At 62.2% G+C, this 13,039-nt stretch carries 11 protein-coding genes and 1 pseudogene; 4 read left to right on the forward strand and 8 right to left on the reverse strand.

Going from position 1 to position 13,039, the window contains the following annotated elements; genetic code table 11:
* Nucleotides 1–20: 20 nt before the first annotated feature.
* Entirely contained in the window at nucleotides 21–608 is a 588-nt protein-coding gene (locus ACMGE0_RS05690) for an ATP-dependent Clp protease proteolytic subunit (protein WP_436814889.1), read from the reverse strand.
* Nucleotides 609–825: 217 nt separating this feature from the next.
* On the opposite strand from ACMGE0_RS05690, the gene ACMGE0_RS05695 reads away from it, so the two are divergent.
* On the forward strand, nucleotides 826–1,413 hold the full coding sequence (locus ACMGE0_RS05695) for a HupE/UreJ family protein (RefSeq protein ID WP_436814890.1): 588 nt from the start codon (nucleotides 826–828) through the stop codon (nucleotides 1,411–1,413).
* 95 nt (nucleotides 1,414–1,508) lie between these two features.
* Complete coding sequence (locus ACMGE0_RS05700; RefSeq protein WP_436814891.1) at nucleotides 1,509–2,321, forward strand: DUF2076 domain-containing protein; 813 nt, start codon at nucleotides 1,509–1,511, stop codon at nucleotides 2,319–2,321.
* On the opposite strand, the gene queF is transcribed toward ACMGE0_RS05700, so the two are convergent.
* The 6 genes and pseudogenes from queF to ACMGE0_RS05730 all read right to left on the reverse strand — a co-directional run bounded on the left by queF (nucleotide 2,322) and on the right by ACMGE0_RS05730 (nucleotide 7,159).
* Entirely contained in the window at nucleotides 2,322–2,786 is a 465-nt protein-coding gene (queF, locus tag ACMGE0_RS05705; protein WP_436814892.1) for a preQ(1) synthase, read from the reverse strand.
* Entirely contained in the window at nucleotides 2,783–3,700 is a 918-nt protein-coding gene (locus ACMGE0_RS05710) for a cation diffusion facilitator family transporter (RefSeq protein WP_436814893.1), read from the reverse strand. Before ACMGE0_RS05710 ends, queF begins: the two co-directional genes overlap by 4 nt.
* A 171-nt stretch (nucleotides 3,701–3,871) precedes the next feature.
* Nucleotides 3,872–4,174 (reverse strand): HigA family addiction module antitoxin, encoded by a 303-nt coding sequence (locus tag ACMGE0_RS05715; RefSeq protein WP_436814894.1) that lies wholly within the window; start codon nucleotides 4,172–4,174, stop codon nucleotides 3,872–3,874.
* 27 nt (nucleotides 4,175–4,201) lie between these two features.
* Nucleotides 4,202–4,403 (reverse strand): annotated as a pseudogene (locus ACMGE0_RS05720) (type II toxin-antitoxin system RelE/ParE family toxin); the annotation flags it as partial.
* A 63-nt stretch (nucleotides 4,404–4,466) separates the two neighbouring features.
* A complete protein-coding gene (locus tag ACMGE0_RS05725; RefSeq protein ID WP_436814895.1) occupies nucleotides 4,467–4,970 on the reverse strand; it encodes a GNAT family N-acetyltransferase in 504 nt (167 codons plus the stop codon).
* On the reverse strand, nucleotides 4,970–7,159 hold the full coding sequence (locus tag ACMGE0_RS05730) for an anthranilate synthase (protein ID WP_436814896.1): 2,190 nt from the start codon (nucleotides 7,157–7,159) through the stop codon (nucleotides 4,970–4,972). The genes ACMGE0_RS05725 and ACMGE0_RS05730 overlap by 1 nt, the downstream gene beginning before the upstream one ends.
* Nucleotides 7,160–7,479: 320 nt before the next feature.
* Here ACMGE0_RS05730 and ACMGE0_RS05735 point away from each other — a divergent pair, with 320 nt between their 5' ends.
* Nucleotides 7,480–8,400 (forward strand): extensin-like domain-containing protein, encoded by a 921-nt coding sequence (locus ACMGE0_RS05735; RefSeq protein WP_436814897.1) that lies wholly within the window; start codon nucleotides 7,480–7,482, stop codon nucleotides 8,398–8,400.
* Between the two features lie 163 nt (nucleotides 8,401–8,563).
* Here the strand turns inward: ACMGE0_RS05735 and ACMGE0_RS05740 are convergent, their stop codons facing one another.
* Nucleotides 8,564–10,243, reverse strand: coding sequence for a formate--tetrahydrofolate ligase (locus ACMGE0_RS05740; protein WP_436814898.1), 1,680 nt, complete (start codon nucleotides 10,241–10,243; stop codon nucleotides 8,564–8,566).
* Nucleotides 10,244–10,545: 302 nt separating this feature from the next.
* Here ACMGE0_RS05740 and ACMGE0_RS05745 point away from each other — a divergent pair, with 302 nt between their 5' ends.
* Nucleotides 10,546–12,879: a TonB-dependent hemoglobin/transferrin/lactoferrin family receptor gene (locus tag ACMGE0_RS05745; RefSeq protein ID WP_436814899.1), complete on the forward strand. Its 2,334-nt coding sequence runs from the start codon at nucleotides 10,546–10,548 to the stop codon at nucleotides 12,877–12,879.
* The last annotated feature ends 160 nt before the right edge of the window (nucleotides 12,880–13,039 follow it).

Consider the following 13,039-nt stretch of genomic DNA (forward strand, 5'->3'; position numbering starts at 1 on the left):
TCTTCAAAAAATCGACCCGATCAGATTTCGCTCTGCGAGGTGACGATGCGCGATACCAGACCGTAATCCTTGGCCTCTTCGGCGCCGAGCCAGTAGTCGCGATCGATATCCTTGGCGATCTTTTCCTCCGGCTGGCCGGTGGCCTTGGAGAATATCTTGATGAGGCGCTCGTTCATCTTGATGATCTCGCGGGCCTGGATCTCGATGTCGGATGCCATGCCGCGCGTGCCGCCGGACGGTTGGTGCAGCAGGAAGCGGGTGTTCGGCAGGGCGATGCGGCGTTCCTTGGGGGCCGAGACGTAGATCAGCGCGCCGGCGGAAGCGACCCAGCCCGTCCCGATCATCCAGACCTTCGGCTTGATGAACTTGACCATGTCGTGAATGGAATCGCCCGATTCCACATGGCCGCCGGGGGAATTGACGTAGACGCGGATGTCCTCGTCGCTGGCGGCGGCAAGCGCCACGAGCTGCGTATTGACCTTCTGCGCCAGTTCCTGGGTGATCGGCCCGTAGATGAAGATCGAACGCGACTTGAAAAGGTTCGCCTCCGTTTCCTTGCCGAGCGGCAGTTCCTTCGTCTTGTCGTCGTTGTCGTCTTCGTCGTTCATCACGGTCAAAGTCTCCTGCATGGATTCATATGAGGGACATAATGTGTTCGCGGCCGTAAAACAATGGAGCGCTCAGTCTAAGGCGACACCTTCTTCGGACTAAGGTGAATGACGTAGCCGCGCGCCGTGCTGCGCTGCGATTGCCGATGGACAGGCGGAAGGCGCCCGCCTATCCTTCAGATCATTCCGCATATCCGATAATTTCCAGGGAACCAAAATGCTGAAACGCCTTTCGCTTGCCGCCGCGATTTTCACCGCCGCAACCGCTCCCGCCTTCGCCCATCTCAACCCGGATGAGCACGGCTCCTTCATGGCCGGCTTCTCGCATCCGCTCTTCGGCCTCGACCACGTCCTCGCCATGGTCGCGGTCGGCCTCTGGGCGGCGCAGATCGGCGCAGGCGAAAAGGACAACCGCGCGCTCTGGATCGTTCCGTCCGCTTTTGTCGGCACCATGACCGTCGGCTTCCTTCTGGCGCTTTCCGGTATCGGCCTTCCCTTCGTCGAACCGGCGATCCTCGCCTCCGTCATCGGCCTCGGCCTTCTGGTAGCGATGGCTGTGAAGCTGCCCGTTTCGGCTTGCGCGGCCGTCGTCGGCGTCTTCGCCCTCTTCCACGGCCATGCCCATGGCGGCGAGCTCGGATCGGCCGGCGCCCTGCAATTCGGTATCGGCTTTGCAATCGCAACCGCACTCCTGCATGCGGCCGGCATTGTGCTGGGCTTGGGCATCTCCCGCTTCGCTCCCTCCATCACCCGCATCGCCGGAGCGGTCACCGCCCTTCTCGGCCTCTCGCTGGTCTTCGGCTAAGCCAAGATTACCGAGATTTAAGGGATTCCGGCTTTGAAAAACCGGAATCCCTGCCTACCTCCTTGGACGTGGCAACAATCCGCAAGGAGGCAGACATGTCACCGGAAGAACGCCAGCTCCTCACCACGCTTTTCGACCGCGTGCGAACGGCCTCCGCCACGCCGCGCGACCATGAGGCGGAAGCCTTCATTGGCCAGGCGACCCGAGAGCAGCCCTACGCCACCTATTATCTGGCCCAAGCCGTGGTCGTACAGGAAAAGGGCCTGGAAGCCGCCGCCAACCGCATCCGGGAACTGGAAGACCGCGTCCGTGAGCTCGAGGCCGGCGAAAGCGAACACCACCGCGCCGAACAGGGCGGCGGGTTCCTGAGCTCGATCTTCGGGTCCGGCCAGCCGCAGCAGCCGGCGCCCGCTTCGCAATCCAGCTCTCCATCCTCCGGCCCATGGGACAGCGCCCCGCGCCGGAGCTACCGCACCGGCCGCGATGACGACGACGGCTATCGCGCTCCGCCGCCTTCCGGTCCCTGGAGCGCCCAAGCCCATGCCCCCTCCGCCGGCGGCAGCTTTTTGCGCGGCGCATTGGGCACGGCAGCGGGCGTGGCGGGCGGCATGCTGCTTGCCAATTCGCTGTCCGGCATTTTCGGCAGCCACATGAATTCGCTCGGCTGGGGTTCGCCCTTCGAGGGCGCCAATCCCTTCGGAAACGCCGCGCCGACCGGGGAAACCGTCGTCAACAACTACTACGGCGACGACGCGATCCGCGAAGCCAGCGGTGATGATGCGGCAATTGCGGATGCGGATACCAACGACGGCTGGCAGCCGGCCGACTACGGCAGCAACGATTTTGCCGACGACCAGCCCGACTTCGACAACAGCGATCTCGGCAGCGACGATTCGATGGACGTGTAGTCAGCCACGCCCTCTATACGTCGCCACACCCTGCTCCGGCAGCCAGACGCCGGCTGGCGCCTCGCCCGTCTGCCAGAAGACGTCGATCGGGATGCCGCCGCGCGGATACCAGTAGGCGCCGATCCGAAGCCATTTCGGCTGAAGCAGATCGACGATCCGCTTGGCGATGTAGATCGAGCAGTCCTCGTGGAAGGCGCCGTGGTTCCTGAACGAATGCAGGAAGAGCTTCAGCGACTTCGATTCCACCAGAAAGCCGTCGGGAATGTAGTCGATGACGATATGCGCGAAATCCGGCTGCCCGGTCATCGGGCAGAGCGAGGTGAATTCCGGTGCGGTGAAGCGCACCACGTAATCCGTGCCCTGGTTGCCGTTCGGCACCTTTTCGAGCACCGCCGCCTCCGGGTTCTGCGGCGCTTCCACATTCGATCCGAGCTGCTTGAGCCCGCTGACATCCGTCATCGTCATTTGCCTGTTCCTTCGACTTCTACCTTCTGTCCATGGGCGCGCTCGCCTTCGGGCTCCACATGGATCGCCAACGTGGCGCCGGGAATAATCTCTTTGATCGCATCTTCCAAGCGGTCGCAGATGCCATGCGCCTCCTCGACGCTCATTTCCGCCGGCACGACAAGGTGGAAATCGATGAAGGCGGCCGCCCCCGCCCGTCGGGACTTCAGATCGTGCGCGCCGAGCGCACCGCCGGAATGGGTGGTGATCGCCTCGCGCACCGCCGCCTCCTCCTCCGGTTCCAGCGCCCTGTCCATCAACCCGCCGAGCGAATGGGAGATCACCTTGTAGCCCTGCCATAAGATGTTGAAGGCGACGAGGATGGCGAGCAGCGGGTCGAGGATGGCATAGCCCGTGAGGAGGGCGAGGATGAGGCCGACGAAGACGCCGGCCGATGTCACCACGTCGGACATGATATGCCGCCCGTCCGCCTCCATCGCCGGCGAACGATGCGCCTTGCCGGTTCTGATCAGGATCGTCGCCCAGACGCCGTTGATGATGCCCGCAAGCCCGTTGATCGCGAGGCCGAGCACCGGCGCATCCAGAAGTTTAGGCGCAAAAAGCGCACCCCACGCTTCCTGGATGATGAGCAGCGCCGCCACGACGATCAGCACGCCTTCGACGACGGCGGAGATATATTCCGCCTTGTGATGGCCGAACTGATGGTCGTGATCGGCCGGGCGCTGCGCATATCGGATGACGAAATAGGCGATGAAGGCGGCGGCGACGTTGACGAAGGATTCGAGCCCGTCCGAAAGCAACGCGACCGAGCCCGTCACCCACCAGGCAAGCATCTTCAGGCCCATCACCGCAAGCGACAGCGGGATGCTCCAGAAGGCCAGCCGTTCGACGATTTTCGTATCCCTCGCCACCATTTATTCCTCATGCGTATGCGAATGATTTGCAGGACCTGAGCCCCAAAACGGCGAAACCGCCGGAGCGACGCAGGTCGCTCGGCGGTTTCGGTTGGCCGGGTGTATGACTCAGATGAGATGGCTTGTCAAAGGAGACATCGCCTCGACGGAGAATGTCTTCTCGTGACCGCTTTAAGCGGCGGCCTCAAACTCCGGGATCCGTTCAAGCTCGTCCTTTAGCGCTTGAGCTTCGATCTTGAGGTCGAAACCGTTCTGGAGATTCATCCAGAATTCCGGCGATGTCTTGAAGAACTTCGCAAGCCGCAGAGCGGTATCGGAGGTAATTCCAGTCTTTTGCGCCACGATCCGCTCAATGCGGGTACGAGGGACGTTCAACTTCTTGGCAAGCGCATAAGGCGTCATTTCCAGAGGCTCGAGATAGAGCTCCCGCAGAATTTCGCCGGGATGGATAGGCGGAAGCTTGCTGACACCCATATCGATCTCCTTCGTGCCACGATTGGCTTAGTGATAATCGGTGATTTCCACCTCTTCCGGCTTCGGTCCAGACGAAGCAAATCCGCCACTGTTTGTTGATACGGACCGAATGCTCTCCCTCTCGGTCTCCAGAAAGTTTTTCGAGGCGATTACCCGGAGGTGAGCGAAGATCTTCCAGCGAACTCGCCGCATCCAGCACCGCCAGCAGCATCTGTGCCCGACGAACTATGATTGGTATCATAGTGAGATACCAAAGGAAGTCAAGATTTGGTATCATTGAATGATACCAAGCCTACCCGAAAATCACCGCCATCTGAATCGCGTCAATATACCGGTCGTCGATCTTCACCGCGTCGCGCGCCACGCCTTCGCGCACGAAGCCGACCTTTTCGTAGAGCGCGATGGCCCTTGGATTGTCCGCATGAACGTCGAGCTCGACCCGATGCAGGCCGAGCGTTCGAGCCGCATCGAGCGTCGCCGTAATCAGCCTCCTGCCCAGCCCCTTGTCGCGATGGGCCGGAACGATGCCCATGCCGAGCGAGCCGCGATGAGCATGGCTCGGCCTGCCTTCGCGGCGGATATCGCACCAGCCGACCACTTCGCCGTCAATCACCGCCACGAATTGCGGATGGCGGCCCTCGATCATCCCGAGAACGAATTCGCGCAAGCTTTCGAGCGGCGGCGCCTCCAGAAAGGTCAGGTATCTCCGTTCTCTCGAAACGATATCGAGAGCTTTGTGAAAGCTCTCGATATGCTCGGGCCGCATGGCCTCGATGACGACGGTTTCGGAAGACATCACGCCGCCTTCGTCTCGCGCTTGCGCGCCAGATGCGCCACGACGTTCTCGATCATCCGCATGCCCGCGTCGCCGCCGAGCGTCATGATCGATTCCGGGTGGAACTGCACGGCTGCCACGCGCTCCTTGACGTGCTCGATGCCCATGATCGTGCCGTCCTCGCTCTCCGCCGTGATCATGAAGTCCGGATGCAGCGTCTTCGGATCGGCGAAGATCGAGTGATAGCGCCCGACCGTCACTTCCCGGGCGAGGCCGGAGAAGACGATGCCCGGCTCCAGCACGCGGATGCGCGACGGCTTGCCGTGCATGGGAAGCGCCAGATGCCTCAGTTCGCCGCCATAGGCTTCGGCGAGCGCCTGCAGGCCGAGGCAGACGCCGAAGATCGGCAGGTTTCTGGCCCTCGCCGTCTTGATCGTCGCCTTGCAGTCGAAATCCTTCGGATTGCCCGGTCCGGGCGACAGGACGACAAGGTCTGGGTCGAGGCGGTCGAACACCTCTTCCGGCACCGGCGTGCGCACGGTCGAGACCGTCGCCCCCGTCTGGCGGAAGTAATTCGCGAGCGTATGGACGAAACTGTCCTCGTGATCGACGAGCAGGATCTTCACGCCCTGACCGACGCGCGCGACGTCGCGGCCGGCCGTGGCCGTGTTGCCGGTGCGGGCATCGCGGATGGCGGCAAGCATGGCGGAAGCCTTGAGTTCCGTCTCGGCCTCTTCCTCATGGGGATCGCTGTCGTTCAAAAGCGTCGCTCCTGCCCTTACTTCCGCAATGCCGTCCTTGACGCGGATGGTGCGCAGCGTCAGGCCCGTGTTCATGTCGCCGTTGAACCCCACCATGCCGATCGCCCCCCCATACCAGGCGCGCGGGCTTTTCTCGTGGTTCTCGATGAAGCGCATGGCCCAGAGTTTTGGCGCGCCGGTGACGGTGACCGCCCAGGCATGCGAGAGGAAACCGTCGAAAGCGTCCATGTCCGGCCGCAAGCGCCCCTCGATATGGTCGACGGTATGGATGAGGCGCGAATACATCTCGATCTGCCGGCGGCCGATCACCTTCACCGAGCCCGGCTCGCAGACGCGGCTCTTGTCGTTGCGGTCCACATCCGAGCACATCGTGAGTTCGGACTCGTCCTTCTTGGAGTTCAAGAGCTTCAGGATCTGTTCGCTATCCGAGATCGCATCCTCGCCGCGCTTGATCGTGCCGGAAATCGGGCAGGTTTCGATCCGCCGGCCCGAAACGCGCACGAACATTTCCGGCGAGGCGCCGATCAGGTATTCCTGTTTCCCGAGATTGATGAAGAAGGAATAGGGCGACGGATTGATCGCCTTCAGCCGGTTGGAAATCTCCGAGGGCTTCGAGTCGCAGCGCTCCATGAACTTCTGGCCGGGCACGACTTCGAACAGGTCGCCGCGTCGAAAACTTTCCTTCGCCTTGGTGACGAGAGCCGCGTATTCTCCCGGCTTGTGGTCGCCCTTCGGCGGCACCACGGTCGTGCGCTGAAAAGGTTCCGGCGCGATTTCCGAAGACCTGCCCTCGGTGGTCAGACCGTCCTTGGCAAAATCGTAGCGGTCGATCCAGGCCTTGGCCGAGTAATGGTCCACGACCAGGATTTCATCGGGCAGGAAGAGCACCATGTCGCGCTGGTCTTCCGGCCGCGCCATGGAAAGCTTGATCGCATCGAACTGGAAGGCGAGATCGTAGCCGAAGGCGCCGAACAGGCCGATCGCCGAGTCCGCCTCGGAATGGAAGAGGTCTACCACCGCGCGAAGCACGGAAAAGACGGTCGGCATCTTGGACCGCTCCTCCTCGGTAAACACCCGGGTGGGCTCGTTGACGGTGAGGTCCAGCCTGCGGGCGGTCTGCTCCCCCAGCGTCAGATCGGCGATGGTCTTCAGCTTGGCCGCGATGAAGCCGAGCAGCACTTCGCCGCGTTCGTTATGGGCCTCGATCCACACCTCGCGGCCGTTGCAGGAGATGCCGAGCGGCGGATCGACGATCGCCGTATCCCACCGGGTATAGCGGCCCGGATACTCGTAGTTGGAGGAGAAGACGGCGCCGCGCCGCTCGTCGAGCCTGTCCACATAGGAGGAGATGGCGCTGGCATAATCGGCCGCCCGCCGCTGCCGGCTGACGGTGATCCCTCCCCTGGTCTCGTAGACTTCCGAACCGTCATCCCGAATGATCGTCACCATTGTCTTCTCCGATCCCATGTTCGGCGCAATTCCGGACGGAAACCTTCCTGGAATTGCTCGTTTGCCCGGTCCCTTGCGGCCAACAAAAAAGCCGCCTCGGTTCTCGGGCGGCTTTGTGTCGTCTGTCGATGGACATGACTGGTCAAGGCCGCGTGAAGCGTGCCGGCCACCAGTTACCGATGTTCATCGAAATCGTCATGGGCGGAATTGTTAGCCGCAGTCGCGACGGCGCGCAAGCGAATTTCTTCTGCCGCGATGCGACCAAAACCGGGGCAAACGCGTTGCACCCCGGAAACCCGCTCCGGGGAGGAAAAACGAGCATGCCGTGGTTCCGGACATTGCTTCTGATCGGCGCACCCTTTCTGATGGGCGCCACCCTGCCGGGAACCGGCCCGGTCCCGATCGAAAAACCGGCCGAAAGAGCCGAGCCGGCACCAGAGATAAAGGCTCCCGAAGCCGGAGCTCCGAACGCTCAGGCTCCGGGAGCCGGCACCCTTGCGCCGCCAGCTCCCACCGGGCCCGAACCGCCCGAAGCCGCCAAGGTTCCCAAGCCCCTGCCGAAACCGGCCCAGGACACCTCCACGCCCCCTGCAACCGACGACGGCCCCAAGCCCGACGGCAAGGAGGAAGAAGAGGATAAGGCCACGGCTCCACCTCCTCCTCCACCGCCTCCGCTCGTCAAGGAAAACCCCGAGGAACTGAAAGCCTGTCTTGCGGAACTCACCTCTCTCGGCGCGAAGTTCCAGCCGATCGACCCGATCGACGACGGCAACGGCTGCGGGATCGAGCATCCCATCGAGGTCACGGAGGTCCTGCCGGACATCGGGCTCGGCCGCGCACCGATGCGATGCAAGACGGCGCTCACCCTGGCGCATTGGCTGAAGGACACGGTCCAGCCGGCGATGAACATCGCCATGCCGGGGCGGAAGATCGTAGGGATCGTGCCGGGCTCCACCTATGCCTGCCGGCTTCGCAACGGCGCCTCGACGGGAAAGATTTCCGAACACGCCCGCGGCAACGCCTTCGACGTCGCCGCCTTCAAGCTCGACAACGGCAAGACGATGGAGATGAAGCCGCGCGACGAGGATTCCACGCTCGAAGGCGCCTTCCAGCGCACCGCGACGGCCGGCGCCTGCCTGCACTTCACGACCGTCCTGTCACCGGGCAGCGACGCCGCCCACGAAACCCACCTGCATCTCGACATCATGGAGCGGACGAACGGCTACAGGTATTGCCGCTAGAGCATCGCCCCTCATCCGCCTGCCGCCACCTTCTCCCCGCACGCGGGGAGAAGAAAATGTGCCGCACCGTTTTCCGCTGATCAAACCGTCAAGCATGGCACGTCCCCTCTCCCCGCAAGCGGGGAGAGGGTCAGGGTGAGGGGCAATCGGCTCGGCGCCCCCTTCAGAACAACCCCTCCACGAACCCCTCTTCATTCAAAAATATCCGCTCGGCCGAGGGGACGCGCGGCAGGCCGGGCATGGTCATGATCTCGCCGGTGATGGCGACGACGAAGCCGGCGCCGGCGGAAAGCCTGACTTCGCGCACATGCACCACATGGCCCTCCGGCGCGCCGCGCAGGCTGGGATCGGTGGAGAAGGAATATTGCGTCTTGGCGATGCAGATCGGCAGGTCGCCGTAGCCCTGCTCCTCCCAGGCTTTGAGCTGGTCGCGCACGCCCTTGTCGGTCGTCACCTCGCCGGCATGATAGATCTTCGAGGCGATGATCTCGATCTTTTCGAGAAGCGGCAGATGGTCGGGATAGAGCGGCTGGAACTTCGCCTGCCCGCCTTCCGCAAGCTCCACCACCTTCTCCGCCAGTTCCTCTATGCCCGCCGAACCTTCCGCCCAGTGCCGGCAAAGGATGGCGTCCGACCCGTGCCGCGCCACGTAGTCCTTCACCGCCGCGATCTCGGCCTCCGTATCGGACGTGAAATGATTGATGGCGACGACCGCCGGTACGCCGAATTTCCTGACATTGGCGATGTGCCGGCCGAGATTGGCGCAACCGCGCTTCAGCGCCTCGATGTCTTCGCGGCCAAGATCGTCCCTCCTCACGCCGCCGTTCATCTTCAGCGCCCGGACCGTCGCGACGATCACGGCCGCATCGGGTTTCAGCCCCGCCTTGCGGCACTTGATGTCGAAGAATTTTTCCGCGCCGAGATCGGCTCCGAACCCCGCTTCGGTCACCACGTAGTCGCCGAGCTTCAGCGCCGTCTTCGTGGCGATGACCGAATTGCAGCCATGCGCGATGTTGGCGAACGGGCCGCCATGCACGAAGGCCGGGTTGTTTTCGAGCGTCTGCACCAGGTTCGGCTGCATGGCATCCTTGAGCAGCACCGTCATGGCCTGATGCGCCTTCAGGTCGCGGGCGAACACCGGCGTCCTGTCGAAGCGGTAGCCGACGACGATATCGCCGAGCCGCCTTTCGAGATCCTCGAGATCCGCCGCCAGGCAGAGGATCGCCATCACTTCCGAGGCGACCGTGATGTCGAAGCCGCTCTCGCGCGGAAAGCCGTTGGCGACACCGCCGAGCGAGGCGACGACCTGCCGCAGCGCCCGGTCGTTCATGTCCATGACGCGCCGCCAGGTGATGCGGCGCACGTCGATGTTCTCGGCATTGCCCCAGTAGATATGATTGTCGACGAGCGCCGAAAGCAGGTTGTGCGCCGCCGTGATCGCGTGGAAATCGCCGGTGAAATGCAGGTTGATGTCCTCCATCGGCACGACCTGCGCATAACCACCGCCGGCCGCCCCGCCCTTCACCCCGAAGCAGGGGCCGAGCGAAGGCTCGCGAATGCAGATCACCGCCTTTTTGCCGATGCGGTTCAATCCGTCCCCGAGGCCGACCGTCGTGGTCGTCTTGCCTTCGCCGGCCGGCGTCGGATTGACCGCGGTGACGAGGATCAGCCTGCCGTCCTCGCGGCCCGAAAGCGAGGCGATGAATTCGGCACCCACCTTCGCCTTGTCGTTGCCGTAGGGTGCCAGCGCCTCCGCAGGTATTCCCAATCGCGTCCCGATCTCGGCGATCGGCTTCTTGGCCGCGGCGCGCGCGATCTCGATATCCGACTTGACGGCTGCCATGCGCTCTTCCCCCGTTCCCATGGTTGGCGGCGTTTAAAATATGCCCGTTTAGTTATGAATAACGAAGGAAAAGCAATGTGGGAATGGCTGGACCGGTCACGTCGCGCATTCCGAATACCGTGTCATCCCGCCACACCATAACTTGAGTATCATATTCCATTTTAAACTTGACTCCTTTTGTGGAGATTTTTAATTCTCCTTCCCGGGGCTTCCGCTGAGCGGAAATCGATAAATCCAAGCTCTTCCCGCGCGCTCGTGAGCAACGGCGCGTGGCGCTGTCGCATGTTTTTTAGGGGACTTTCATGATTTCAGCTTCGTCACGACACCGGCATCTGTGGGCCGGAACGGCAGTCGTTGTTGCTTTGGGCATCACGTCTGCGGCCAACGCACAGGAAGGGGAAACGGCCAGCCAGTCGACCGAACTGAAACCGATCGTCCTGCAGGCGGAAAAAGGTGGCCGGGTGGCTGATTCCCCGCTGACGCAGACGACCGAACGCCCGAAGCTCGATCAGCGCATGGTCACCGATTTCAAGGATTTCGCCAGACGCATCGATGCCGGCGTGAATTTCAACAGCGCCACCAAGAGCGTCAACATCCGCGGCCTTCAGGACCAGCGCGTCCTGACAACTATCGACGGCATCCGCCTGCCCTGGCTGACCGACCCGCGCGACAGCGCGCAGGGTGGCGTGAATGCTTTCGACTTCGACAGCCTGTCTTCGGTGGACATCACCAAGGGCGCCGATTCCAGCCGCTTCGGCTCCGGCGCGCTCGGCGGTGTCGTGGAACTGCGCACTCTCAATCCCGAGGACCTTATCGAAGACGGCAAGAATTTCGGCGCGCTTACCAAGAGCACCTATGACAGCACGGATGACAGCTTTGGCGGCAACGCCGCCATTGCCGGTCGTGCCAACGACAGCTGGCTCCTGATTCAGGGCGGCTACAAGAAGGGACACGAGACCGACAACCAGGGTGATGTCGGTGGTTACGGCTCGACGCGCACCGAGGCCAATCCAATGGATTACAACCAGAAGAATCTGCTGGTAAAATTCCATCAGTATCTGGAAGGCGGCCACCGGTTCGGCCTGACGGCAGACCTGTTCAATCGCGATGAAGACATCGACAATATGCGTGGCACGACATCGAGCTACGAACAGGGCAGTTTCAAATCCGGAGAGGAGGTCGATCGCAAGCGCTTCTCCGGCTCCTACGACTTCATCTCCCCCGACGGTACAGACATTGTCGACCAGGCGAGCGTCAACATCTATTGGCAGAAGGAAAAACTGAACAACACGGTCGATGCGACCCGCCTCATGGACGGGCGTGCCTTCATTCCGGGTTTCATCACCGATACGGGGCAAAGCGGCGCCGACCTGCTGTATGGTCCTCCCTACGGCGTCTACAAACGCAACAACATGATCGAGCAGACCTCCTACGGCATCACCGGCGATGCCAAGAAAGAGCTGCAGATCGGCGGCGTCAGCAACGAATTCCGGTTTGGCGGCGAACTCTACTGGCAGAAGACCCACCAATATTCCTCCGGCGTCGACAATTGCCCGGATGTCGATTGGTCGACGATCCCCGAATTGACGATCGGCGGCGAAAGCGTCGGCCCGCAATCTTGCCGTATGCTGCATTCGAACTCATCGGATATGCCCGACGTCGATAGCGTCACATTCGGCGCCTTTGTCGAAGACGATATCAAGCTGATGGATGACCGCCTGACGATAACGCCTGGCGTCCGTTTCGACTGGTATAGCCACGATCCTAAGTCCACCGCCGCATTCGAAGGCAGCCCAAACTTCGATCCCGCCTATCTCAAGTCGAGCGAAGATTTCGGCATTTCGCCAAAGCTCCGCTTCGCCTGGCAGGCAACCCAGGAACTGGAATTGTTCGCCCAGTATGCCCGCGGCTTCCGCGCCCCGACCGCACTGGAGCTCTACCAGAATTATGGCGCTCCGGGCTCCTATGCCCGCATCGGCAATCCCGACCTCGAGACGGAAACCAGCAACGGCTTCGAGATCGGTGCCAGATACCAGGCGACCGACTATGCGTTCTCGGCCACGGTCTTCAACAACTACTATCGCAACTTCATCGACACCGTCATGATCGCGCCTCCGGGTGGCGAGTATCCGGTGGGCGGCATCACTGGCTACGAAAACCTCAACAAGGTCCACATATACGGTCTCGAGCTTTCGGGCGAATGGCAGTTCCACCCGAACTGGCGCACCTGGGGCTCGTTCGCCTGGACGCATGGCCGCGATACCGGAACCGGCGCATATCTGAACTCCGTCGCGCCATTGCGGGCGATCGTCGGCCTCGGTTATGCGGCGGAGACCTGGGGCACGGACGTCTCGCTCTCCATGGCATCGAAGCGTGACAAGGTAAGCGGAACCGGCACGTCCCGCGGTTTCGAAGCGCCCGGCTACGGTATCGTCGATCTGTCCGCCTGGTGGGCTCCCGAACGGATCGGCGACATCGACGTCAAGGGCCTCCGGGTGCAGGCGGGCGTCTTCAACGTCTTCGACAAGAAATACTGGGATGCCGTCAGCGTGCCGGACGGCACGACAATGGCCAGCCGCGACTATTTCAGCGAAGCCGGTCGCTCGTTCAAAGTGTCCGTCAGCAAGAAATTCTGATTGTTCCCTGCCCAAGACGAAGAAACGCCGTGCCGCAAGGTGCGGCGTTTCTTCGTTTGCATCCGTCTTGCAGCCTTCCCTATCGCCGACTATGCGGAGCGCGTCCTTGAACCGCGCGGAGATCGCATGAAACCGCTGGAATTGCGGGTCGAAAAGATCA

It is taken from the genome of Neorhizobium descurainiae (genome assembly GCF_051400715.1).
Lineage (GTDB): Bacteria > Pseudomonadota > Alphaproteobacteria > Rhizobiales > Rhizobiaceae > Neorhizobium.

Bases quoted from the DNA above. Each gene is read 5' to 3' on its own strand.
- ACMGE0_RS05710 (WP_436814893.1), bottom strand. From the start codon at position 3,700: ATGGTGGCGAGGGATACGAAAATCGTCGAACGGCTGGCCTTCTGGAGC.
- ACMGE0_RS05725 (WP_436814895.1), bottom strand. From the start codon at position 4,970: ATGTCTTCCGAAACCGTCGTCATCGAGGCCATGCGGCCCGAGCATATC.
- ACMGE0_RS05730 (WP_436814896.1), bottom strand. From the start codon at position 7,159: ATGGTGACGATCATTCGGGATGACGGTTCGGAAGTCTACGAGACCAGG.
- ACMGE0_RS05740 (WP_436814898.1), bottom strand. From the start codon at position 10,243: ATGGCAGCCGTCAAGTCGGATATCGAGATCGCGCGCGCCGCGGCCAAG.
- ACMGE0_RS05745 (WP_436814899.1), top strand. From the start codon at position 10,546: ATGATTTCAGCTTCGTCACGACACCGGCATCTGTGGGCCGGAACGGCA.
- ACMGE0_RS05735 (WP_436814897.1), top strand. From the start codon at position 7,480: ATGCCGTGGTTCCGGACATTGCTTCTGATCGGCGCACCCTTTCTGATG.
- ACMGE0_RS05715 (WP_436814894.1), bottom strand. From the start codon at position 4,174: ATGGGTGTCAGCAAGCTTCCGCCTATCCATCCCGGCGAAATTCTGCGG.
- ACMGE0_RS05700 (WP_436814891.1), top strand. From the start codon at position 1,509: ATGTCACCGGAAGAACGCCAGCTCCTCACCACGCTTTTCGACCGCGTG.
- queF (WP_436814892.1), bottom strand. From the start codon at position 2,786: ATGACGATGACGGATGTCAGCGGGCTCAAGCAGCTCGGATCGAATGTG.
- ACMGE0_RS05695 (WP_436814890.1), top strand. From the start codon at position 826: ATGCTGAAACGCCTTTCGCTTGCCGCCGCGATTTTCACCGCCGCAACC.
- ACMGE0_RS05690 (WP_436814889.1), bottom strand. From the start codon at position 608: ATGAACGACGAAGACGACAACGACGACAAGACGAAGGAACTGCCGCTC.